Below are 22,925 nucleotides of genomic sequence, written 5' to 3'. Positions count from 1 at the left end.
TATTTATTGTTTTTATGGCCCCCATGGTCAAGCCACGGGGTGACACAGTGGGTTTTACCGGTCCACGCAACAACGCCTCGTGGGAATGACATAGAATATAATTATTTCAATCCTTAATTGAGTAAATTATATAAAATTGACAATTAATCCTTAAATACTATAATTAATATATGTATATAAATAGAAGATTAAGCTCTATGCCTAAAACTTTAAAATACTCACTTATTATATTTATAAGTATAATATTATTATTAATTGTTATTCCTTTCTTTATTCCTTTAAATCATTATAAAGGAATAGTAATAGATAAAGTTAAAGAGGCTACAAATAGAGATTTAACTATTAACGGCGACATAAAATTAGCTTTACTACCGAATCCCGCAATATCACTATCAGAAATTAAATTATCATCAATAAACGGTACAAAAGAACCTCATCTAGTTTCCATTGAAGGTGCTAAAGCGTCATTGCGACTTTTTCCTCTTTTTAGAGGAGCAATTGAAGTAGCTTCTATAGAACTGCAAAAACTGATTATAAATCTAGAAGTTTTAAGTAATGGACAAAAAAATTGGCAATTTTCTACACCTAATAATGCATCCAAAACAAATGAAATTAGCCCTGTAGAATCTACCAATACTAAAACTGAATTAGCACTTCCTATTTTGATTAGTCATTTTAAAATTATAGACGGCAAAGTAATATATATAGCAAAAAACAGTGAGAAAATATTTAACGATATTAACTTAGAGACTAAAATTAAAAGCCTTAAAGGTCCTATAGATTTGACTTTAACTTTAAAGGCTTTGGAACAGCAAATTAATATAGACGGAAATATTGAAGAAATCGGTAAAATAATTCCATTAAGTGCCAATATTAATCTTGCCAGTGAAAAAATTAAAATCAAAGGAAAATTTGATAGCAAAAATAATTCGTTCATAGGTAACGCAAATATTAAAGGTAATACTAAAACTTTAGGTATGCCTGCTGATTTACAAAATGACTACGAGCTAACTACAGCAATTACTGCCGATAGTAAAAATATAGCTATTAAAGATGCTAGACTTAATTATCCAAATATAGAATTACTAGCAAATGCAAATTATGATATAGAGCGTAATAACCTAAAATCAAATATTATTATCAATCCCGGTAACATTATAACCGAAATTAGCTCTAATTTAGATAAGACAAATATTATTCTACAAGCTGATAGTTTAAAACCTATACTTGATGCTCTAAAACTAAAGACCGATAAATTACCGTCTATTATTAACCAAAAACTTATACTTACTTCTAATGTAATTAGTAATTCTCAAGCAATAAAATTACAAAATATTAATTTATCGGCTGCCAATAGTAATCTAACGGGAAATATTGAGCTTAAAAATTTAGCACAAGATATAACTATTTCGCACAATCTAAAAATTAATAATTTTGAGTCGTTTATGTCTCTTATGGGAGTAAGTAATTTAAGTAAGATTGGAGTATTGCAGTTAAACGGAGGAGTGCAAAAAATTAAAGATACTTTCCATATTAATAATAAAATATCCGCTTTTAATACTAATATATCTATTAAAGGAGATATTAATTTAGCAACTCAGAAGCCCAATTTTAATCTTAACTTATATAGTCCGTTAGTTAATTTGGATAAAATTCTTACAAGTAATAGTCCTACTCCTGCTCCAAATAAAACTAATAGTCCTGCTACTCAAAACATACCTACAGATAAAAATAATTCTCGTTGGTCAAATAATCCTATTAATTTAGGTTTTTTAAATGAAATTGAAGGGCAATTATCCGCAAATATTGATAAATTAACTAACGACTCATTAATCATAAATAATTTAAAAGCAAAATTAAATATCACTGGCGGCACGCTGAATATTACTTCAGTTAATGCAAGCATTTACGGTGGCGAACTAAGTAGCACCGGTTATGTGAGTTCAGCCAAAGATCAAAACGCTGCAATTAAAATCGATTTAAAAAATGCCTATCTCAAAAGTTTCACTCCGCAATCGGATAAAATAAAAATAACTGATGGGCGACTAAGCTTTAAAGCCGATCTTACTTCTCGCGGTAATAGCGTTTATACATATGTTAATAATCTAAATGGACAATTTAACGTAAATAGCGATAACGGGGAAATAAGCGGATTTGATTTAAACCGAATCGCAGATGCGGTAAATAATGCTAAAAATACCGAAGGAGTATTGCGACTTATTAGCAGCTCCTTTAGTGGCGGATCCACATCTTTTAAAAATTTAATTGCCAGCGGAAATATAACGCAAGGCAAGCTTAATTTAAATGAATGTAGTTTAGATGCTTCACCTGCCACAACAAATGCAAGAGGTCAAATTAACTTACCACAATATATGATGGATGTTAGTGCAAGTGTTACTATTGCGGATTTACCGCCTATAGCCGTTAAATTATACGGATTCATAAATAATCCGCAGCATAAATTAGACGTTCAAGCCTTTCAAACATATTTAGTTAAAAACGTATTTAATAGCGTTATTAAAGACTTAAAAAGCGGAGAGAAGAAACCTGAAAATATTATTAAAGATGCTTTGGGTCTCAGAAAGAAAAAGGATACAAATACAGAGGAACAAAGCAGCCCTCTGCAGGAAAAACAACAAGCAGATCCTGTGAATAAGCTTCTACAAAAAGGATTGAAGAAACTGTTTTAATGTGACCGTCACGGGTGTTGTGTGACTTATTATTCCTCTCTATGTCATCATCCAGCACAACATATAATATAGTGTAGTAACAATGTTGAAGTTATTTTTTCTAGACTTAGTTAGCAAGCAAACTAGATGACAGTGCAAAACTCATAAATACCCACGTTTTGATACAGTTATTCCTGTGCCAAACCTAATTGGATACACATCCTTTATTTCCTCAGTATCTAATACCAAATTAGATATGTTTTTAGGGAAATCTGGAATTACTTGAGTAATTTTTGCTGCTTCTTCATCATAATTTGCCTTTTTCAGCAAAATAATAAGGGCTTCATATAATGATTTTCTATTTGGATTTAACCCTATAGCTCTTTTGATAGAAGCGAGTGCTTCCTCCGGATTTATTTTATGTAATTTATTAAAAAACTCTTCGTGATAGTATGCTTTACTTGGATCTAGTTCAATAGCTTTCTTTAATGATTTAATTGCATTATCTTGTTGTTTTTCCATTAAAATAGAACTTAAACTATGAAAAATTTCAGCTTCTCTATTGTTATATTTTTCAGTTTTATCATAAGTTTCAATAAAATTTGAAAGTTCTTCAGGATCAGTTTCAATGAATTTTTGTAGATTGTCTTTTTCTTCTTGATATTGGATATCTGTTATGAAGATCGAGATATTTTTTCACTACTTTCTTTAGCAATTTCAGAAGTTTTAAACTTCCAATAAGGCAAAATTTCATTTTTATATGGTTGACAAATGCATACTCCTTGCTCACCTTTACCTACTCTATCGCTTTCCGGACATTTACGATACTCAATATCATTTTTCCATTTATAACTTTTATTATCAAAATTTAGATAGCTTGGTTTTTCCATAACTTATGATATATTTGTAATTAATAATTTATAACTACAATTTCAATGTAAGTAAATAAATCTGAAGTTTGTAAAGCTAAGTAAGTATTTTAAATAAACTTTAATTTAAAATCGTATGATTAAGAAAATAGTACAAAATACGAAAGCTTTGCACGTATGTCCTAATGGAAGATCAGCTGATTACATAACGCCTAACTTCATGTATGGCTGTGCCGGAGGTTGCAGCAATAGTTATTGTTATGTTATGCGTCATAACTATGAGACATTATATATCAATGAAAATATAGATCAAATACTTGACGTATTGGATAAACATATAGCAAATTTACCGACTAAAATTTCCAATCAAACAAATTCTAAATATTGGACATATGATATAGGTTGTTCTACCGATGTACGTTTGCATTGGAAACACACTAATTGGTTAAAGATATTTAATTTCTTTAAAGAAGATCCACGTGCTAAAGCAACTTTTGCTACTAAATATGTCAATCCTAAATTACTTAATTTTAATCATGAAAACAAAATAAGGATTAGATTTAGTTTGATGCCGGCAAGAATGAGTGAGATATTAGAGCCAAAAACGAGTCCAATTATCGAGAGAATAAAAGCGGTGAATATTTTTATTGAAGCAGGTTACGCAGTTCATCTAAACTTTGCTCCTATTATTGCTTATGAAGGCTGGCTTACCGAATATGCAAAGTTATTTGAAGATTTAGCTCAATACATAAATAACCAATATAAACCGTTTATAAAAGCGGAATGCATATTTTTAACGCATAACGATAAGCAGCATGAAAGAAATATTGCCCCAAATAGATTAGAGAGTGAAGCTTTAATTTGGCAACCAAATTATACAGGAAAATAAAGTAAGAGAATATGGAGGCAAGGCGGTACGTTATAAAGCCGGTATTAAGAGTAGTTTTCTCCAACGATGGAGTGTGTTGCATGACAGGTTGCTCCCATGGAATAAAATACGATATATATTCTAACTCTTCCTACTTATCAAAATTACGAAACAAAAGCATAAAATTTAAAAACTACAGTTATAAATAAAAAATCACTTGCATGAAAATACACTTATGATATGTTTCTTTAAATTGGGTTTCAATTTTATCTTCCATAAAAGTAACCCAACACTATTTATCTCTCAGCTAATAGTGGATATAGTGTTAGTTGAGTACAAAAGTAAAAATATACAAAACAAGTAAAATATCGAATAGACAAAAAATCGTTTAGCTTGTTTGTTATCAGGGGTGTCATAGAATAAAGAACCGGCATAATATAGAAATACTACCCCAAGAATACCAGAAATTATTAAATATATAAAATTATTCATTCCAATAAAAAAAGGCATTAGCGAAACAATAAATAAAAGAATACTGTAAATTAGAATTTGTTTTTTAGTATATAAAGTCCCTTTTACTGCAGGCATCATCGGTACTTTACAGTTTTTATAGTCATCGTTACAGAATAAAGCAAGAGCCCATGAATGCGGCGGCGTCCAAATAAAAATAATCAAAAATAATATAATCGACTCTAGAGATATAGTATTGCTTACCGCTGCATAACCTATCACAGGAGGTAAGGCTCCCGATACTCCACCAATAACGATATTTTGTATAGAACGACGCTTTAACCAGATAGTATAAATACATATATAATAAAAAATAGTGAATAGCAGTAAAAAGGATGCAAGTAGATTAACACATAAAGCCATAAAAAATACTGCAAAAAATCCCGTTATCAAACCAAAAGATAAAGCTTCATCAGATTCTATAACTCCTCTTACTATCGGTCTTTTTTGGGTACGTTTCATTAAGCTATCGATGTCTCTATCGTACCACATATTAATTGCCCCTGCACTACCTGCCCCAAGAGCTATGCAAACAACTGCAATACCCGCAATAAACGGATGCACGGAATAAGGAGCAAGCCACATACCTACAAAACCCGTAAAAATCACAAGCGACATTACACGCGGTTTCATAAGTAAAATATAGTCTTTAACAGTACTTTGTGAATGATTGATTTTACCTAAATTGATTGGTCTTACTAAAGAACTCATATGAAATATTTTTTAATTAAATATAAAAAATTTTAGGTTAAAAATCAATGATTGACTTTGATGCAAGAAATGTATATATTTTTTTGTAATTCAAATAATAAATAATAAGTTAAGGATATTATCAGTGACAAAAATTGTTCGTTCTAAATATAAAGCTAGTAGAAGACTTGGAGTAAGTCTATGGGGTGATAGCAAGGATGCTTTCAATACACGAAATTATCGTCCCGGGCAACATGGGCAGAATACCATGATTAAAACTTCAGATTATGGTTTACATTTAAAAGCTAAGCAAAGATTGAAATGCCACTACGGTCGTGTCACTGAAAAACAATTTAGAAATATTTTTGCACTTGCTCAAAAAATGAAAGGTAATACCGGTGAAAATTTCATTGGGTTACTTGAAAGTAGACTTGATACTGTAGTCTATAGAATGAATATAGCTCCAACTATTTTTGCTGCAAGACAGTTAGTTTCACACGGACATATTAAATTAAACGGTAAGAAAACCGATATCGTAAGCATACGACTAAAGGCAGGCGATGTTATAGAAGTTAAAGAATCCGTAAAACAAATACCGCTTATCCAAGAATCCGTTTCAAAACCAGGTCAAACAACACCGGGGTATTTATCATTTGATGTACCTTCATTAACCGGTAAATATTTAAGAGTTCCTGCTCTTTCTGATGTTCCATATCCTTTTGAAGCAGAAGTGCATTTAGTAATCGAGTTATATTCCCGTTAATAATTATAAAAAGGCAGGTTTTATTTATCTGCCTTTTTACTTTCTTCCCTACACCTACATTTTTTCTTTATACTATAATACAACTTATCACCTAATTCAGTAGCGTTTATTAAAGATAGATTAGTTAAGAATTTAACGTCTGAGCTAAGAAAAAACTGTAATTTTTGACGAAGCAAGGAAGTATAAAAATGCTAATTTTTAGCATTTTTTTATTATTTTTATGGAGGTGCCACGCTACTTTCAATCGTTCGAAAGGTATTGCTGCGTGGATCATTTTTTCAGCTGTTTTTGGATACCGTGGTCAAACCACGGTATAACATCAAGTGCCTTTTTCGATACACACAACAACGCCCGCTCACAATAACGATATCTATTTTTAATAAAAATAATACTGATTCTACCTTTTCCAAGAAGTTAGCATATGGAACGCATTTAATAATTAGAGGTATAACTGGTTTTATTGTAAATGGGACAACAGGAAGCAGTCTTTTTGTTTCGGCAACTCTTGCTGATGAAATCTTAATAACCGAAGGATATTTTCAGAAACATTATCTTACTTCTGCCACATTTAAAGGAAGTTTAATCTACCCTATTACTACAACAAATCTTATCACAACTTTTCCTAATTATTCAGTACCAATTTATTTAACTTCTACAGCTGCAATAGTAGGCTTAGCATATTATGGGACTGATTTCTTAAATTATCAGGAAAATTTACAAGAAATTCAGATAAACTTAACTCCTAATATTAGGGTAATTGATCCTAATATACTTTCTAACAATTTTAAAAATGATTCAAAAAATGAAATTAAAGATGTAAACCCAAGGATTTTAGATTTAATTGAAGCATACATAAATAGTAGTTTTATTAACTATACCGGAAATGATGGCAATACATACTCATACAGGACCCTAATGCTGCTATAGGACCTCTTGTTTCTCAAGGAGCAAAAATCAGTATTTTATGGTGTGGAAAAAATATAATCAGCACACTATTCCAATCATATAAAGCTTCTTTAACACAAAATACTCAAGATTTAATCGAACAAAAAACTTTAGAACTGTTACTAAACGAGGAATATAAAAGTAAAATCTTCTTAATAATACTTTCACTATTGGAATTTTACAATTAGGGAATTTAACCACTCAAAAAATTATACAGCTTATTGCATTGCAAGATATAATGAATTTAGTTCCAGGAGCTATTATATTTAATGCGTTTGAAAATATTAAGCAAGGATTTTTAAATATATTATATCAACTGGATATTTCTTACAGGCAAGAAACAGAGAAAATTAACGAAAATAAAGCTTCTATAGTAAGAAATATATCCTCTAATACTTCAAATATCTTGTTAACTGATTCTGCTCAATTTGTACAAAATCAATATGCCAAGCAACTTAAAGCTAAAAAAGAAATATCAAAGAAAATGTTGTTTTTAGATAGCACAAAAAATACTATAACTACTGTACTAGATATCTCCGATAAATTCAATCACTTTACTATATTTATAAAGTAAAAAATGGAGAGATTACGACTGAGCAAGCTCTACTACTTAATCCTTGGCTTGAAACCTTAAAATCATTCTTAACAAGTTCCTCATGAAAAATAATCTTTAGTGGAGCAGTTATATCACAAGCGAGAATTATAAAATTAATAGAGGCAATTTCTTCTGAGAATAAAAAAGGAATAACATGGTCTACTAATGATACAAACGATGAACTTGTAATTGCTGATTATAACCTAATTATAGAAGAAAGCACTATTTTGAGTTTTGAAAAATTAGTATTCAAACTATGAGCACATGATCTTCTTTCAGCTTCCTTAGGAAAAGGCAACACTACTTTTTTAAAGAGTTTAGTCAATTGTATTGCTGATCCATGCCATAGCGTTGGTGAAATTGCCATACCTACCCATTATCAAAATCCAAAAATAATATTTATTGATCAGAATAGTTACATACCGATTTAATCTACTTTATTTGAAATAATAACCTCCGGCCTTGATCAATCAATAATTAAAAGTAATAAGCAATTATTAGAAGAAAAAATTAACACACTATTTATAAAATTAGATCTAGGTACATTAATTACGCACTTAAGTGATAAAAATTATGATGTAATAAATGCACCAAGTGGCAAGTCAAAAGAAAAAAATTGGAATCATTAAAGCTATAATTTCAAACCCTAAAATATTAATTTGAGACGAGGTATTTGCTAATCTTGATAAAATATCTATAGAAAATGCACAACAAACTTTAAAAGAATTTTTACCGGAAACTTTAATGCTTGTAGTGCATTATGATGGTAAATCTCATAACTATAATAATTTTTATGATCAGTATATAAATCTTGAAGATTTGTATGCTGAAATAAAATTATTAGGAGAATAGCTATTCTATTCAACCCTATATACTTGACTACTTTTCATTTATTATGAATATATACTAAATCTAGATGTTCAATTATGGGAATTTTTTAAGATTTCTTTATAGATTTCAAGGTTTTTTCTTAGCATCAGATCAAGAGAGAAATGATTAATTACCGTATGTCTTGCCGCTTCTTGGATTTTCTTAGCAATATCAGTACCTAAAATCGAGAAACAATAATCGATTTTCTGTGCTAACGCTTCGGCATTATTTGGTTCTACGTGGAAACCGGTTATATTATTATTTATTGTCTCTACTGCCCCGCCGATATTAGTTGCAATAACAAGCTTCTCCATCGCCTGCCCTTCTATAATAGTACGCCCGAAAGCTTCAGGCTCGATTGAGGCAGAAATGATAATATCGGAAATCCCATATAGGTTTATTATATCCGAATCATTACCGAAAATTTGAATTTTATTTTGAAGTTTTAGATTAGCTATAAGCTCTTTTACTCTATTAGTAAAATTGGGATGTCTAGATATATCACCGACCATTAAACAATAAAAGTCTCTATGTTTTAATTTACTTAATGCTTCTACTAGAACAAGATGTCCTTTCCAACTTGTCATTCTAGAAGGCATTAATATTATCGGCACGTTACTCGGTACATCATATTTATCACAACATTTTTCAAGTTTTTCCGACGTTAAATTTGCGGGATCGAAATAATCACAATTCACTCCACGCTCAATTACTACTATTTTATCTTCATCAATTTTATAGTTTTCGAGCAAGTGTTGTTTTACAAAATTAGACACGGCAACAACTTTCTTGCCTTTTAACATTATGCTATTATAATATTTTTTAAAACTATTCGGAATATTATAAACCCCATGAAAGGTAGTCAAAAATTTAGCATTTGTCCATTTTGTTGCTAGATATGAACTCCATGCCGGTGCTCTTGATCTTGTATGAACTATATCAACATTATATTTTTTGATTATTTCTGCTATCAATTTTGCATTATTCAGAATTACAAAAGGATTTTTACTGTTACTATTCATTTCAATATGCAATATATCTTCCTTATCTAACTCTTTAACTAGAGTACCGCCTGCTGAAATTATGATAGGAGTATGACCAAGAATTTTAAGATATTTGCAACTTCTATAGTACCTCTCTCAACCCCTCCTGAAACTAGAGCAGGCACTACTTGCAAAATAGTATATTTATTGTATCGTTTACTTGACTTTAATGAAGGCATTAAATCTCAATCTATTAAAATAATTATTTAAAATGCACAAGCTTTATAATAAAACACAAGACAAATTTATTGTCTATGATAATTATAGAATAATTAATACAAATATTCCATCTGTAATTTTTTTACACGGCTTGATGTCTAGTATGCAATCAACTAAGGCTATCTATTTAATAGATTATTGTAAAAAAAACAATTATAATTTTATTGTTTTTGATAATTTCGGCCATGGAAACGCATCAGGACAATTTAAGGATCAAACAATTAGTGATTGGTTAGAAGGAGTATCACTAATTTTAGACAAATTAATTAATACGGAGGCGATATTAGTAGGTTCGAGCATAGGAGGATGGCTAGCACTTCTTGCGGCTTTAAGATTTCCTGATAAAATAAAGGGACTTGTGTGTGTAGCCCCTGCTCCAGATTGTACTGAAAATATTTGGCAAAATATATCTCTAAATGATCAAAATAAGATGCAAAAAGAGGGAATACTAGAAGTAAGCGGTAAAAATTGTGAGCATAAATATCCTATAAGCTATAAACTGATAGAAGATGCAAAAAAACATTTATTATTGACAAAGAAACAGATTGATATAAAGATACCGGTACATCTAATTCATGGGATGTTAGATGAAGACGTGCCTTATAATGTTTCAGTAAAATTATTAGAAAAAATAACGAGCAAACAAATAGTAATGAAGCTAATTAAAGACGGTCACCATAATTTATCTAGAGAAGAAGATTTAAAGGTAATGACAAATTCCTTAGAAGAAGTAATTAGACTCTTAAGTAATATTAAATAAACAATAAATATGTATAGCAAAATAAATAAAGTTCATGATTTTAAAGAAGTTATAGAAGCAGTAAAACAAGCCGATAATACTAGCTTGGTGCTTTTTGATGTAGATGAAGTAATTGTAATGGATAGTGATGAATCTAGGTTAACACATAATTATAGAAAAGAATTAATGAAGAACATTGAAAAAAGACTTACTAGAAAAGAATGTGAATTATTACTTAGTATTGTTCTTAAAGATAGGAAAGCTAGATTTGTTAATCCAGATATCTTAACGATATTTGCTCTACTTACGGAAAAAAATGTACCGACAATGGGTCTTACTAAACTTCCTACCGGTAAATTCGGCGTAATTGAAGATATGATCGAATGGAGAATGCGTGAACTCACTGAATTAAAGGTAAATTTTCAAGAATTTTCACCTTTAGAAGATAAGATAATAATAGAAGATTTTAATGCCGGTTACGGTAAACCTACATTACAAGACGGAATAATTTACACTGCGGAATATGATAAAGGAAGCATGCTTGAGTATGTATTACGAAAAACAAATTATTATCCACAATCAATAATATTTATCGATGATATAGAAGAAAATTTATTATCATTACAAGAAATTTGTAAGAAACTAAAAATTAACTATCAAGGATTTGAGTTTACCGGTGCTGCTATCGTTCCTGAACCTGTTCTTGATGCACAATTAGAAAAAATTAGATTTGAAATTCTAGAAAAAGAATATAAATGGTTAACGGATGAGGAACTTAAAAAGCATACTTTGTCATCTAGTAGCTTGTCCACAGTATCCAGCTAAAAATGTTACAACAACATACACTTTTAGTTGCTTTTCCTAGATGCCGTGGGCAAACTACTATGATGACACCTATTCACCTTAGAGTATAATATGATGTCTGCAAAACTTATTGTTCTTTTTACCTTACTTATCTCGCTTTCTACTATGGCAAGTAAAAAGGAAGAAGAAAAAATTACAGGAATAAAAGCAACTAAAGTACAAATTGCCGAGCTTTACGACATATTTAATATTGTAGGGCAATGCCAGAATAATAATAGTCGTGATTATTATGCCAATGCCACCGGAGTAGTTGAACAAGTCTCAGCACATCAAGGAGAAATAGTAAAAAAAGGGGATATATTGCTAGTTATAGATAAAAACATAGCAGAAACCACTAAATCTAGAGCAGCATCGTTATTAAATACAAAACAAGAAGATTATAATAGAAAAGAAGCTTTATTCGCTAAAAAATTTGTCAGCAACGAGGAATATAAAAGGTCAAAAAGCGAATTTGAAGATGCAAAATTTAATTATTCCAAAGCTCTAAAAACATATAATGATATGATAATTACTGCACCCTACTCTGGTAAAATAGGCGTAATTAAGTCTATGGTCGGCGATGAAGTAAAAATAGGTGACTATCTCTTTAGCATTACCGGAACAGAAAACTCACAAAGTATTTTTATTGAATTGCCGGAGTCTTTAAGCGGAAAAGTTGGCGTCGATACTGAAGTTTTAATTGCAGGAAAAATTAAAAGTACAATCGAGGCAGTATCGCATTACTTATCAGATAATGGTACTTTAACAGCTAAAATTATTTTACCTATGGGTACAAAAATCCTGCATAATAGCTTTGTAGATGTTACGCTTATAATTAACCCTCATAAAAACCTAACCGTTCCTGAAAGTTGTATTCAACGAAATAATCAAGGTAATTTTATTTATAAAATAGACGGTTATACGATAAAACAATTATATGTAAAAATCGGTACACGTACAGAAGGTCTAATTGAAATTATCTCTGACGATATTAAAGCAGGTGACTTAGTCGTTACCGAAGGTATGACTAAAATTGGTGACGGCTCAAAAGTTAAGATACTTGAGGAATAGTTATTTATATATGCTTTTTAAGCCATCTCTGTATTCTAGAGATTGTTGCACGTACTCCTTCTTGCCTTATAGAAGTAATAGTTAATAAAATCAAAATTTTTGTCACAAAACAATAGGTTCGTATTTTTTGAATTACATAGTTATTTTTGAAAAAAGAAATATTACTTTTTTTATAGTTTTCATTTTTATTTTCTAGTAATCTTAATTGTGTAACAGCTGCTAATAACAAATTAATAGTAAACGGACTAAATTTACTTAAATAAGAATCATTAAGAACATAAGAAGTAATATTTATTAAACCTACTGAATATTTATTTGGGTCCATAAACGTATTAGTACCACCGCTAATTCGTACTTTAGACAATTCTTTGTCTATACCGCCTATTGAGTTTTTACTAGCAATAGATATCCATAAACAACAATCTTCACCGCTTCTTATATTTTCAGGAAATAAGTTTTCTTGGAATAATGTCAAAGTTCCCATAACTGTCGGCATTGCTATTGGACAAGTTTGTATGACTTGAGGAAAAACATTGCCACTAAAAAGCCCGGAATGAACAGATTCGATATATTTTCCTTTTTCATTTATTTTTTGATATGAAGTATGAGAAAATATAAAATTATTTTCTTCCATAAACTTTAATTGGATTTCTATTTTATCCTTATAAAATAAATCATCCGAATCAAGGAAAGCAATATATTTTCCTATAGCATTTTTAATACCTAAGTTACGTGCAGCAGCAGGTCCTTCATTTTTTTTATGAAAATATTTTATCCTTTTATCTTTTCTGCATATTGCAGTTAATTCTGATATATCATCAGTCGACCCATCATCTATTATAAGTATCTCAAAATTTTTGTGTGTTTGAATAAGTACACTTTCTATAGCTTCAATTGCCCAATTTATTCTATTATATACCGGTATAATAACACTAATTTTAGTATCATTTAGTACTTGTTTAGCCATAGTATTTGCTAAATCACAGGCTTTTTTATACGGAGTATTATTGGATAAAAAAGTAGCTGTACGAGTTAAAAATAAATAAGGAGAACCTTCCATTTTGATCATTTCTTCTTCTGTTAACTCATGAAGAAACGATGACCATAATACATTACATTCTTCGTTATGATTTGATATTTTTTTACTACCTTGCTCTGAATGAAAACGAGATTTAATTAGGATAGATTCATCAAAATGAATAGGGGCAACACGGAAAATTTTAAACCATAAATCATAATCTTGCGTTGTCGGTAAAGCCTCATTAAATATACCGACTTCATGAAAATATTTAGCAGGAATCAATAACGAACAACCATGCATTAATCCTCGTAATAAAGGTAATAAAGAAATATTAAGTTTATTTATAGGTAGCACACTATCCGGTTTAATATAACGTAGAGAGTTGCCTTTTTCATCGATTAATTCATAACCACCGTAAATGATAGTATCTTTATTATCTAATTTATTTAATATGTCAACTTGATGCTCGATTTTATTAGGATAATATATATCATCATGGCTAAGCCACGAAAAATATTCCCCTTTCATGTTTTTTATACCGTAATTTAAGGCCGAACCACAACCTCCGTTTTCTTTATGAAAATAGCGTATTTTATCACCATATGATAATGCTACACGTTCTGTCTCTCCATTATCTTTTGAACCATCATTAACAACAATAATTTCAATATTTTTGTAAGTTTGTGATAAAGCACTATTTATAGCTTCTTTCATATAATTAGCCCCATTATAGACAGGTATAATAATGGAAACTAAAGTATGATAAATATTTAGAGGGTTATCTTTTCTAGTTGTCATAACTTTTAAAAACAATTTATAAAATGTTAGTTTTATTGTTTAAATTTTCTATAGAGCTTTAGAAAAATAGATTTTTCTTCTTCACTAATAATTAGTTTATTTTTAAGAATTTTTATTTCTTCTAAAGCATTATTTAGCTCTGTTACAGTATTATTTAATTTAGTTTTTCTCTTCGCTATTTTTAAATGCATCTCTAGTTTGCAGCAATTGTTTTAATATATCTTGGGATTGCAAACCTAGCTTTTCTAAAAATTCCAGAGTCCAAGCTGAGATTGGATAGTTAAATAATTGTTTTATAGGCTTTAAATCTGAGTTACTAGATATACAGATTATAGAATTAGGAGGATTTTTTCAGAATGCGTGTCGTTAGTTACACCATCTACTCCTTCATAAAAAAATTCTTTGTTCGGATATGATTCAAAGTCTTTTTCAGTAATTCAATTAACTAAATGATGTATATTATTACCTTCCGGTTCATTAAAAGGTACATTTACTATTAATCTTTTTTTATATTTAAGATTAAGTGCTAACCCACCTTCAATATGCTCAAATGCATGTCGTGATACAATATAATCATATTCTTCTGCCTTTTTAATAAAACTAACTAAATCAGATTTAATATATTGTATATTAGATGCTCTATAATTTTGTTCAGCATAAATTATAGATTCTTTACTGATATCTATTGCTGTAATTTCTACTCCTAATATATCGCTAAGCATGAAAGTTCCGTGTCCCGTTCCACAACCTATATCTAAAATTTTTATTTTTTGATTTAGCATTAATGGACTATTAAGTATATCGGCTTCTATAATTTTTTTAAAAATCTTATAGCTACTTTTATGACGCATTACCTCTAAAACATCATAAGTTTCCCCAAGAATTAATCTTTCTCCATCATTATAAATTTCTTCTAACATAAATTATTTAAACTATTATAATTTTAATAAATATTCGGCGATAAATGCAGCAGGGTTTTCTACAGGATCAAGCATCTTTTTAAATCGATTTCTGCCACTACTATTTTCATAATAAGGTAAATAATGATTTTGCTTAATAAATTCTATATAGTTAATAATATCTTGCGGCTCATAAGCAAAATACATATATTTTTTTAATTCTTTAGATAGAGCATTGCTATTAAATTCATTATTCCAACCATTACTTAAGTAAATTATAGGCTTATCGGCAACTACTACTTCAGCAAGAGATGAAGTACCGTCACTTATTACAATATCTGACACCATTATATCATCCAGTAACGACCTGAATGCATGTGCAGAAACAGTAACATTCTTTAAAGAGTTAAATCTACTTAATATATTATCCATATCACTTTGGCTTAAGTAATTTTTACCGACCGCATAGGTAAATAGTGTAACATGCGGTCTTATAATAAAATGAATATTAGGATGTTGTAATGCATAATTATAGAAAAAATAGTGATAATTTAAGAAAGTAGAACCTCCTTCATATAAATCTCTATTTTTAAATGATAATTCCCATCTAGGAAGCCATAAAATGGTTTCCGAGTTTGGTTTTTCTTTAATATTATAATTTCTTACTTCATAGTATGGTTGATAACCTGAAACAATAACTCTATCCTTAGGAAATTTATAATTACTAATAAAGATATCCTTTGTACTTTCTGAATCAACAAATACCGTCTCTATGCAACTTGATAACTTATCATCATCAATATTTTTTTGATGAAAGATATGCGGACCATAGACTATATACATAATTTTTGTTTTAGTTCCTCTAAAGCTCTTATACAAATTAGCAGCCGTAAAAGGTTCTGATATATAGCCTTGAAAATTTTCGTAAGGATTTTGCGTAAAGATAAAATCCGGCTGATAATTTTTTAGTTCAGAAATTTCACATTTTGTATTAACATTTGAATAAGAAGCATACTTACCACATGGATATATCACATCTTGTGTATCAAATTTACTAATAAACCCGGTATCTATTCCTCCTTGAATATTGGGATGAGGATGAGGTACTATTACAATTTTGACATCATGACCTATTTTTTTCATCTCATTATACATTGCGTATACGCCTTTGCCGCCGAATGTCTCTGTACTAACAAGGAAAACTATTTTTTTATAAGAATTTTCTTTGGAATAGCAAAAAGAAGATATAAAAGTTATTAGTAAAAAAACACTTAAAAATAAAGTGTTAAGTTTTATTAATTTAAAGAATTTCATGTTTTTGATATGATAATAATGAATAGGATTACTTTTTAAACCATACTGTATGGTTAACATAATCCACATAACTTAAAACTATACGTAATATTTTCTTTGATACAAGTCCTGCTTCTGCATAATCCGGCACGATATCTTGCAAGCGTTTATTATTCTCGTGTTCTTGCGTAATAGCTTTCACCGATTGTAGTACCCGTTCAGCCTTAAAACCCGACATAATAAGCGTTCCGGCGTCCATACCTTCAGGACGTTCATGTGCTTCTCGAATATTTAAAGCAGGTAAATTAAGTATAGATGCCTCTTCAGTGATAGTACCGCTATCGGATAAAATACAAAATGCATTCATCTGAAGTTTGACGTAGTCCGTAAACCCGAAGGCCGGCAAAAATCTTATTTTATCGCCAAGTTCTTTAAACTCCTCTAAATCCTCAAGCCTTTTTTTAGTCCTTGGGTGTGTTGAGAAGATGACAGGAAAATTATACTCTTTAATAAGCGTTTGTAAACTATTTAATAATTCTTTCAGATTATTTTTGACATCAACATTTTCCTCACGATGTGAGCTAATTAAGAAATATTGCTTTGTGGTAAGTGACAATTTATCTAAAATATCAGACTTTAATATTTTAGGCATAAAGCGATCAAGGACCTCAGGCATATGCGAACCTGATTTAAAAATAAGCTCAGGCGGTAAACCTTCGAAAATTAAATAACGTCTTGCATGCTCGGTTAACGTAATGTTAACGTCACTAATATGATCAATGATTTTACGGTTTATTTCTTCAGGTACACGCTGATCAAAACAACGATTTCCCGCTTCCATATGAAAAATCGGAATTTTACGGCGTTTAGCAGCAATTGCCGATAAACATGAATTAGTATCACCGTAAAATAAAACGGCGTCGGGCTTTTCTTTCTCAAGTACTTCATCAACTTTTTCGATAATAAGCCCGATAGATTTTGCCGTATTATCTGCTGCTACTTCTAAGAAATAATCGGGTTTTCTAATTCCCATATCATCAAAAAAAACCTGATGTAATTCATATGCATAATTTTGACCTGTGTGAACTAGTATGTGATGAGTATATTTATCAAACTCGGAAATCACGCAGCATAGTTTAATAAGTTCAGGACGAGTACCGACAATCGTCATTACCTTAAGCATTTTTTAGCTCCTCTTGTACGTAATCAAGAGTCAGTAATAACTCTTTTACTTCTTCTAAATTTAAACGTTTTGTATTATGGGAAGTGTAATCCTCTAAAAGTGCTACTTTCTTTTCACCTTCAACAAAATATTTTGCATAATTAAGATCGCGCCCGTCCATAGGAATACGGTAATAATCCCTTAAATCATCAGCTTTTGCCATTTCTTCTGATGATACTAATGATTCGTAATGTTTTTCGCCGTGACGTGTACCGATAAAACGTATTTCATTTTTACTATCGAATATATCTTGTAACGCTTTTGCGAGTACTTCAATTGTGCTTGCCGGAGATTTTTGTACGAAAATATCACCCTGATGACCATGCTCAAACGCATATAAAACTAAATCCACCGAATCTACAAGCGACATTAAAAAACGTGTCATTGACGGTTCTGTAATGGTTAATTCCTTACCTTGTTTTATTTGATTGATAAAAAGAGGAATGACCGAACCTCTAGAAGCCATAACGTTACCGTATCTAGTGACGCAAAGCACAGTCTCACCTGAAGAACGCATACGTGCTTTTGCTATTGCTAACTTTTCCATTAATGCTTTAGATAATCCCATTGCATTAATTGGATATACAGCCTTATCGGTACTCAATACAATAACTTTTGTAACTTTGTTATTAATAGCAGCACTTAAAACATTTTCAGCACCTAAGACGTTAGTATTTATTGCTTCTATGGGATAAAATTCACAAGTCGGAACCTGCTTTAAAGCAGCGGCATGGAATACATAATCTACACCGTGCATTGCCTCATCAATACTTTTATAATTGCGTACGTCCCCGATATAGAATTTAAGTTTCGGATTATTTAAAGCAATACGCATATCCTCTTGCTTTTTTTCATCTCTACTGAAAATACGAATTTCCTTAATATCGTTAATAATATCGGATTTAAGAAAACGAGAAAGCACCGCATTACCAAATGAACCGGTGCCTCCTGTAATCATTAAAGTTTTATCTACAAACATTATATATAAATACCTATTTTGTTATTATTCATTCTGTCATTGTGTCAATCGAGAAACACTCTAAGGTAGTCATCCTGTGGCTTGTCCACAGGGTCCAGTTATAAAAAATACAAACATAAAAAGCTCGATTTATCTCACTTTATGCTAGATTCCGTGTACAAGCCTATATTCGCAATGACAATTTACTTAAACTCACACATACGCTTTACAAGCTCACGCCATTCAGGAGGCGTATATCCCGTCACCTCATTAAAACGAGTGCTATCTAGTGAACGATCTATTACAAGCTCATCTGATGAAATAATATCGATTTCTTTATTATATATTTCCGCTACTAATTTTAACAATTCTAACTTATTAATCGGTTTTGAGGCAACATGATAAAGCCCATACAACTCTTTATTAGGTAACACAAAATCCCTTATTATTCTTGCAAGCTCTACTGTCGGGAATCCTGAATAAATAGCTTTCTCAAACCCTTTCACTGAACCTTCTGCACTTAAAAACCAATTGATTAAGCTTCTATTGCCTGCTAGCTCATGACCTATAATGGAAGTACGCAATGTGATAGCATGCGGATAATCTACCTCACCAAGAAATTTTGAACGACCGTAAAGATCATAACAGTCAGAAAAATCGCTTTCCTTATAACTACCTTTTTTTCCTGAAAACACACAATCAGTACTAATATGGATTAACCTTGAATTAGCTAGTTTACATAAATTAGCTAGCCTATGAGGCAGCAAACTATTTATCGGTAATGCTTTTAACGGGTCATTAGCATCTGCCAATTGTTTTACAAGCCCTATACAATTTATTACTATATCGGGTTTTGTGTGATTAAATACCTCAACTAACGCATCATGGTTCTCAACATCTACATTTGTAATTAATTTATCGGATAAATCCTTAGAAAAGTAAGAACGAGCTGAATTATTTCGGGCTGTCGCAAAAATATCAAATTTTTTATCACTACTTAAAAACCTGAATATGCTATTACCTAGCATACCGGTAACACCTAAAATTAATATTTTCATAGTATATTTTATTTATTTTTACCGAATCGGTTCTATCATAAATAATATATCTTTACAATAGTGTTTTGAGTGCGTAACAATATTGAGTTATAAATAATTAACTTGCCATAGAAAAGGTTCTTATTCTATCTTCTGTAATTTTCCAACCTTCATCTTCTGCAAGCTCTAAATCATATTGGTTTTGCATATTCATCCACCAACGAGGATTAATATTAAAATACTTACCCAAACGAAGGGCTGTATCAGGGGAAATTGAACGATGATGCTTAATTATGTTATTGATCCTAGTAACGGGTACATCAATATCACGAGCAAGTTTGCTTTGACTAATCCCCATAGGTTCCATAAATTCTGCTAGTAAAATTTGTCCCGGTGAAATAGGAGGTAATTTATTCTGGGCTTTGTTGCATGGACCGTTTTATGTCATTCCCGCGTAGGCGAGAATCCAGTAAAACCTATAAAAACAAGTTTTTATAGGTTTATTTTGTCAAATATGCCACTTTTATATCAATATTGAAGTTATTTTGCTGGATCCCCGCTTTCGTGGGGATGACATTGAGTAGGTTTTTCGATCCATGCAACAACTCCTCAATTCTTTCCTAATTAAATATTTTTTATAGAATCAAGCACGGTTTCAAGAATCATACTAGCAGCTACTGCATCATCGTTATTATTACGGTCTTTTCTGTTCACTCCAAACGATTTAAGAAAATTATTTGCAGCTTTGGTAGTTAATCTTTCATCTTGTAAATATATAGGCAAGTTTATAGATTTTGCTAGCTCTTCAGCAAATTTCATCACTATATTTGTTTGCTCCGTTACTGCTCCGCGCATATCAATCGGTAGACCTATTATAACACCGCAAACTTTATATTTCTCGATGATATTAAGCAAGGAAGTAATAACAAATTTTTTATTTATCTCGGTTATAGTATTTAAGGGCATAGCAATACTACGTTCTTGATTAGATAATGCGATTCCTAATTTTTTGCTTCCGTAATCAATAGCGATAAGCGGAGCATTTGGTATTAAAACCGATAAAATTCTTGAAGATTTTTTTTGATCATGATAGTTATAAAAATTACTTTATTAATTATTATTTATGCTAAAAACTATTCAGAAACATTTAGATACGAAATTAATTAAATTATCGGCGATTTTAGCCTTTATTTATTGTTTATTATTTAATACCGCAATATTGATTTATAAATTTGATTATTATAAAGCAACAATCTTTAGAGGGATATTAGAGTTATCAAAAGATTTTTGCTATATTTATATATTTTCTTTTATAGCATTTTTCGGTCTTAGCGTACATAGATTAGTGTTAAAAATCGGTGTGGGGTTTTTATTTATAACATCCGCTATTGCTAGTTATTACATTTATTTCTTCAAAATCAATCCTACTAAACAAGTAATAGGTAGTTTTTTCTCAACTGATTTAAACGAAGTTTATGAATTAACCAGCATTAAGTTAATAATATGGATAATTTTTTGCCTTTTTACCTGTTTTTATACTCTCAAATCTTTTGCCGCCGAAAATTCTAAATCATTCGTAACAAAACTATTATCTGCCGCTTGCTTACTTATTTTTGTATATAATATTATTACTCCTTCATTTAAGATACTAAAAAATTATTTTCCCATTCAGTATTTACATAATAGCTACCTTAATTTTGCCGGAAATTTCGGTGAAAAAAATTATGCATGTATAGATATTAGCAAACAATATAACTTTATAGATAAGTCAGATAAAGATATTATCGGTGTTTTAGTTATAGGAGAATCAGCAAGATTTGATCATTTCGGTATTAACGGTTATGAAAGAGATACAACTCCTTACTTAAAGACTACTCAAAACCTAATTTCTTTCAAAGCTAAATCTTCTTCTAACCTTACCTATCTTTCCGTACCGTCGTTACTTTCACGTTATCCTGCAAGTCAAATTGAACATAGTAGACAAGAAAACAGCTTTTTATCAATTTTAACAAATCTTGGCTTTAATACTACCTGGATCGGTACTCAAACTTTAATGAGGAGTTTTGCAAATTTTGACCTCAGTAATATATATAATGACGTTAATTTTACTATAGTACCGGGCGGCTCTGCCCTATTTTCTTTAAATGATCATGATGAAAAAATATTGCCTTTTATAAAAGAAATAATAACAAACTCAGAGAAACAATTTTTAGTAGTTCACACTTCCGGCAGCCATTGGAACTATAATGCGAGATATCCAAAAGAGTTTGAGTATTTTACCCCTACCTGTCCTATTAAGGTTAAGGGCGATGCAAGTGATTGCGATAAGCTTGCTTTAGTTAACAGTTATGATAACTCTATTTTATATACCGATTTTTTTTTATCTAATTTAATAGATTTGCTTAAAGATAAAAATGCATTTTTATTATATGTATCTGATCACGGCGAATCCCTCGGAGAAAATGGTTATTACGGTCACGGCGGTTCACTACTTGAAGAACAAATAACCGTACCTCTTATAGTTTGGGTATCAGATGCTTTTCAAGCCAAATATCCTAAATCAGTATCTTCAATTAAAAATTATGCTAATACCGAAATTAGCCATGATTATGTATTTCATTCAATCCTTGACTGTTTAAATATAGATTCCGACATAATAGATAAAGACTTAAGTATATGTAAATCTAGTTAAAAATTATTGAATTATTAAAAAATTTATATATAAATTAAGAATTCAATAATTATATGATTTATTATTATGTCTGATATACATAAACTAGACGACTATTATTATAGATTTTTACAAAGTATTTTACTTAAAACACTAGAACAAAATAAAGCTGCTGAAACGTATTTATTGCAGCAAGATTTTAATAGCGCTTTAAATGAGATAAAAAATGTAAATGAACAACTTGAAGAATATTCAAGCATTCTTTCTTTACTCAAAGTAATTAAAACCCATTTTAGTGATAAAAAAATATATAAAAGTACCGTTTAACTTAA

At 30.3% G+C, this 22,925-nt stretch carries 22 protein-coding genes and 2 pseudogenes; 11 read left to right on the top strand and 13 right to left on the bottom strand.

Annotated features, from left to right (window positions below):
• Window positions 1–197 precede the first annotated feature (197 nt).
• Window positions 198–2,690, top strand: a complete 2,493-nt coding sequence (locus RAT170B_RS01910; RefSeq protein WP_045805524.1) for an AsmA family protein — start codon at window positions 198–200, stop codon at window positions 2,688–2,690.
• Window positions 2,691–2,831: 141 nt separating this feature from the next.
• Here the strand turns inward: RAT170B_RS01910 and RAT170B_RS01905 are convergent, their stop codons facing one another.
• Complete coding sequence (locus RAT170B_RS01905) at window positions 2,832–3,191, bottom strand: hypothetical protein (protein ID WP_045805458.1); 360 nt, start codon at window positions 3,189–3,191, stop codon at window positions 2,832–2,834.
• A gap of 152 nt (window positions 3,192–3,343) precedes the next feature.
• Complete coding sequence (locus RAT170B_RS01900; RefSeq protein WP_045805457.1) at window positions 3,344–3,559, bottom strand: DUF4385 family protein; 216 nt, start codon at window positions 3,557–3,559, stop codon at window positions 3,344–3,346.
• A 115-nt stretch (window positions 3,560–3,674) separates the two neighbouring features.
• Here RAT170B_RS01900 and RAT170B_RS01895 point away from each other — a divergent pair, with 115 nt between their 5' ends.
• A complete protein-coding gene (locus RAT170B_RS01895; RefSeq protein WP_045805456.1) occupies window positions 3,675–4,427 on the top strand; it encodes an SPL family radical SAM protein in 753 nt (250 codons plus the stop codon).
• 282 nt (window positions 4,428–4,709) lie between these two features.
• Here the strand turns inward: RAT170B_RS01895 and cyoE are convergent, their stop codons facing one another.
• Entirely contained in the window at window positions 4,710–5,627 is a 918-nt protein-coding gene (gene cyoE, locus RAT170B_RS01890) for a heme o synthase (protein WP_014120700.1), read from the bottom strand.
• Between the two features lie 124 nt (window positions 5,628–5,751).
• Here cyoE and rpsD point away from each other — a divergent pair, with 124 nt between their 5' ends.
• The 4 genes from rpsD to RAT170B_RS01870 all read left to right on the top strand — a co-directional run bounded on the left by rpsD (window position 5,752) and on the right by RAT170B_RS01870 (window position 8,761).
• Window positions 5,752–6,369, top strand: coding sequence for a 30S ribosomal protein S4 (gene rpsD / locus RAT170B_RS01885; protein ID WP_045805455.1), 618 nt, complete (start codon window positions 5,752–5,754; stop codon window positions 6,367–6,369).
• Window positions 6,370–6,657: 288 nt separating this feature from the next.
• A complete protein-coding gene (locus RAT170B_RS09570; protein WP_045805454.1) occupies window positions 6,658–7,296 on the top strand; it encodes a hypothetical protein in 639 nt (212 codons plus the stop codon).
• A gap of 256 nt (window positions 7,297–7,552) precedes the next feature.
• Window positions 7,553–7,888 (top strand): hypothetical protein, encoded by a 336-nt coding sequence (locus tag RAT170B_RS11105; protein ID WP_014014166.1) that lies wholly within the window; start codon window positions 7,553–7,555, stop codon window positions 7,886–7,888.
• A gap of 765 nt (window positions 7,889–8,653) precedes the next feature.
• Window positions 8,654–8,761 carry a hypothetical protein gene (locus tag RAT170B_RS01870; RefSeq protein WP_045805453.1) on the top strand — a complete coding sequence of 36 codons (108 nt, stop codon included), beginning with the start codon at window positions 8,654–8,656 and terminating at the stop codon, window positions 8,759–8,761.
• A 68-nt stretch (window positions 8,762–8,829) separates the two neighbouring features.
• Here RAT170B_RS01870 and RAT170B_RS01865 read toward each other — a convergent pair.
• Window positions 8,830–10,001, bottom strand: a pseudogene (locus RAT170B_RS01865) (glycosyltransferase family 4 protein).
• 32 nt (window positions 10,002–10,033) lie between these two features.
• Between RAT170B_RS01865 and RAT170B_RS01860 the strand changes: the two are divergent.
• The 3 genes from RAT170B_RS01860 (at window position 10,034) to RAT170B_RS01850 (ending at window position 12,694) form a co-directional block, all read left to right on the top strand.
• Window positions 10,034–10,801 (top strand): alpha/beta hydrolase, encoded by a 768-nt coding sequence (locus tag RAT170B_RS01860; protein WP_014014163.1) that lies wholly within the window; start codon window positions 10,034–10,036, stop codon window positions 10,799–10,801.
• A gap of 9 nt (window positions 10,802–10,810) precedes the next feature.
• Window positions 10,811–11,605: a DUF2608 domain-containing protein gene (locus RAT170B_RS01855; protein ID WP_045805452.1), complete on the top strand. Its 795-nt coding sequence runs from the start codon at window positions 10,811–10,813 to the stop codon at window positions 11,603–11,605.
• Between the two features lie 90 nt (window positions 11,606–11,695).
• Window positions 11,696–12,694 carry an efflux RND transporter periplasmic adaptor subunit gene (locus RAT170B_RS01850; RefSeq protein WP_186786264.1) on the top strand — a complete coding sequence of 333 codons (999 nt, stop codon included), beginning with the start codon at window positions 11,696–11,698 and terminating at the stop codon, window positions 12,692–12,694.
• A 4-nt stretch (window positions 12,695–12,698) separates the two neighbouring features.
• Here the strand turns inward: RAT170B_RS01850 and RAT170B_RS01845 are convergent, their stop codons facing one another.
• The 9 genes and pseudogenes from RAT170B_RS01845 to ruvX form a co-directional block, all read right to left on the bottom strand.
• Window positions 12,699–14,513, bottom strand: a complete 1,815-nt coding sequence (locus RAT170B_RS01845; protein WP_045805451.1) for a glycosyltransferase family 2 protein — start codon at window positions 14,511–14,513, stop codon at window positions 12,699–12,701.
• A gap of 32 nt (window positions 14,514–14,545) precedes the next feature.
• Window positions 14,546–14,704, bottom strand: coding sequence for a hypothetical protein (locus tag RAT170B_RS10275; RefSeq protein WP_014014159.1), 159 nt, complete (start codon window positions 14,702–14,704; stop codon window positions 14,546–14,548).
• Window positions 14,705–14,950: 246 nt separating this feature from the next.
• Entirely contained in the window at window positions 14,951–15,433 is a 483-nt protein-coding gene (locus RAT170B_RS01840; protein WP_186786263.1) for a class I SAM-dependent methyltransferase, read from the bottom strand.
• Window positions 15,434–15,448: 15 nt separating this feature from the next.
• Window positions 15,449–16,795 carry a hypothetical protein gene (locus RAT170B_RS01835; RefSeq protein ID WP_186786262.1) on the bottom strand — a complete coding sequence of 449 codons (1,347 nt, stop codon included), beginning with the start codon at window positions 16,793–16,795 and terminating at the stop codon, window positions 15,449–15,451.
• On the bottom strand, window positions 16,755–17,888 hold the full coding sequence (gene wecB / locus RAT170B_RS01830; RefSeq protein WP_045805449.1) for a non-hydrolyzing UDP-N-acetylglucosamine 2-epimerase: 1,134 nt from the start codon (window positions 17,886–17,888) through the stop codon (window positions 16,755–16,757). Before wecB ends, RAT170B_RS01835 begins: the two co-directional genes overlap by 41 nt.
• Window positions 17,881–18,906: a UDP-glucose 4-epimerase gene (gene capD, locus RAT170B_RS01825; protein WP_045805448.1), complete on the bottom strand. Its 1,026-nt coding sequence runs from the start codon at window positions 18,904–18,906 to the stop codon at window positions 17,881–17,883. Before capD ends, wecB begins: the two co-directional genes overlap by 8 nt.
• Before the next feature lie 182 nt (window positions 18,907–19,088).
• The gene (locus RAT170B_RS01820) at window positions 19,089–19,943 is read right to left on the bottom strand and encodes a dTDP-4-dehydrorhamnose reductase family protein (RefSeq protein ID WP_045805447.1); all 855 of its coding nucleotides are present in this window, start codon (window positions 19,941–19,943) and stop codon (window positions 19,089–19,091) included.
• A gap of 97 nt (window positions 19,944–20,040) precedes the next feature.
• Window positions 20,041–20,289 (bottom strand): HigA family addiction module antitoxin, encoded by a 249-nt coding sequence (locus RAT170B_RS01815; protein WP_261368632.1) that lies wholly within the window; start codon window positions 20,287–20,289, stop codon window positions 20,041–20,043.
• Between the two features lie 257 nt (window positions 20,290–20,546).
• Window positions 20,547–21,010: pseudogene (ruvX, locus tag RAT170B_RS01810) on the bottom strand (Holliday junction resolvase RuvX).
• A gap of 35 nt (window positions 21,011–21,045) precedes the next feature.
• Here ruvX and RAT170B_RS01805 point away from each other — a divergent pair.
• Window positions 21,046–22,614 carry a phosphoethanolamine transferase gene (locus RAT170B_RS01805; RefSeq protein ID WP_045805445.1) on the top strand — a complete coding sequence of 523 codons (1,569 nt, stop codon included), beginning with the start codon at window positions 21,046–21,048 and terminating at the stop codon, window positions 22,612–22,614.
• A 66-nt stretch (window positions 22,615–22,680) separates the two neighbouring features.
• Window positions 22,681–22,920, top strand: a complete 240-nt coding sequence (locus RAT170B_RS01800; protein ID WP_045805444.1) for a hypothetical protein — start codon at window positions 22,681–22,683, stop codon at window positions 22,918–22,920.
• The last annotated feature ends 5 nt before the right edge of the window (window positions 22,921–22,925 follow it).

Source organism: Rickettsia argasii T170-B (genome assembly GCF_000965185.1).
GTDB lineage: Bacteria > Pseudomonadota > Alphaproteobacteria > Rickettsiales > Rickettsiaceae > Rickettsia > Rickettsia rickettsii.
The sequence above is the reverse complement of the archived record's forward strand: the minus strand, read 5'-3'. Positions and strand labels throughout refer to the sequence as shown.

Coding starts and splice junctions, on each gene's coding strand:
- RAT170B_RS01910 (WP_045805524.1), top strand. CDS start 198: ATGCCTAAAACTTTAAAATACTCACTTATTATATTTATAAGTATAATA.
- RAT170B_RS01905 (WP_045805458.1), bottom strand. CDS start 3,191: ATGGAAAAACAACAAGATAATGCAATTAAATCATTAAAGAAAGCTATT.
- RAT170B_RS01900 (WP_045805457.1), bottom strand. CDS start 3,559: ATGGAAAAACCAAGCTATCTAAATTTTGATAATAAAAGTTATAAATGG.
- RAT170B_RS01895 (WP_045805456.1), top strand. CDS start 3,675: ATGATTAAGAAAATAGTACAAAATACGAAAGCTTTGCACGTATGTCCT.
- cyoE (WP_014120700.1), bottom strand. CDS start 5,627: ATGAGTTCTTTAGTAAGACCAATCAATTTAGGTAAAATCAATCATTCA.
- RAT170B_RS11105 (WP_014014166.1), top strand. CDS start 7,553: ATGAATTTAGTTCCAGGAGCTATTATATTTAATGCGTTTGAAAATATT.
- RAT170B_RS01870 (WP_045805453.1), top strand. CDS start 8,654: ATGCTTGTAGTGCATTATGATGGTAAATCTCATAACTATAATAATTTT.
- RAT170B_RS01860 (WP_014014163.1), top strand. CDS start 10,034: ATGCACAAGCTTTATAATAAAACACAAGACAAATTTATTGTCTATGAT.
- RAT170B_RS01855 (WP_045805452.1), top strand. CDS start 10,811: ATGTATAGCAAAATAAATAAAGTTCATGATTTTAAAGAAGTTATAGAA.
- RAT170B_RS01850 (WP_186786264.1), top strand. CDS start 11,696: ATGATGTCTGCAAAACTTATTGTTCTTTTTACCTTACTTATCTCGCTT.
- RAT170B_RS01845 (WP_045805451.1), bottom strand. CDS start 14,513: ATGACAACTAGAAAAGATAACCCTCTAAATATTTATCATACTTTAGTT.
- RAT170B_RS10275 (WP_014014159.1), bottom strand. CDS start 14,704: ATGCATTTAAAAATAGCGAAGAGAAAAACTAAATTAAATAATACTGTA.
- RAT170B_RS01840 (WP_186786263.1), bottom strand. CDS start 15,433: ATGTTAGAAGAAATTTATAATGATGGAGAAAGATTAATTCTTGGGGAA.
- RAT170B_RS01835 (WP_186786262.1), bottom strand. CDS start 16,795: ATGTGGATTATGTTAACCATACAGTATGGTTTAAAAAGTAATCCTATT.
- wecB (WP_045805449.1), bottom strand. CDS start 17,888: ATGCTTAAGGTAATGACGATTGTCGGTACTCGTCCTGAACTTATTAAA.
- capD (WP_045805448.1), bottom strand. CDS start 18,906: ATGTTTGTAGATAAAACTTTAATGATTACAGGAGGCACCGGTTCATTT.
- RAT170B_RS01820 (WP_045805447.1), bottom strand. CDS start 19,943: ATGAAAATATTAATTTTAGGTGTTACCGGTATGCTAGGTAATAGCATA.
- RAT170B_RS01815 (WP_261368632.1), bottom strand. CDS start 20,289: ATGGAACCTATGGGGATTAGTCAAAGCAAACTTGCTCGTGATATTGAT.
- RAT170B_RS01805 (WP_045805445.1), top strand. CDS start 21,046: ATGCTAAAAACTATTCAGAAACATTTAGATACGAAATTAATTAAATTA.
- RAT170B_RS01800 (WP_045805444.1), top strand. CDS start 22,681: ATGTCTGATATACATAAACTAGACGACTATTATTATAGATTTTTACAA.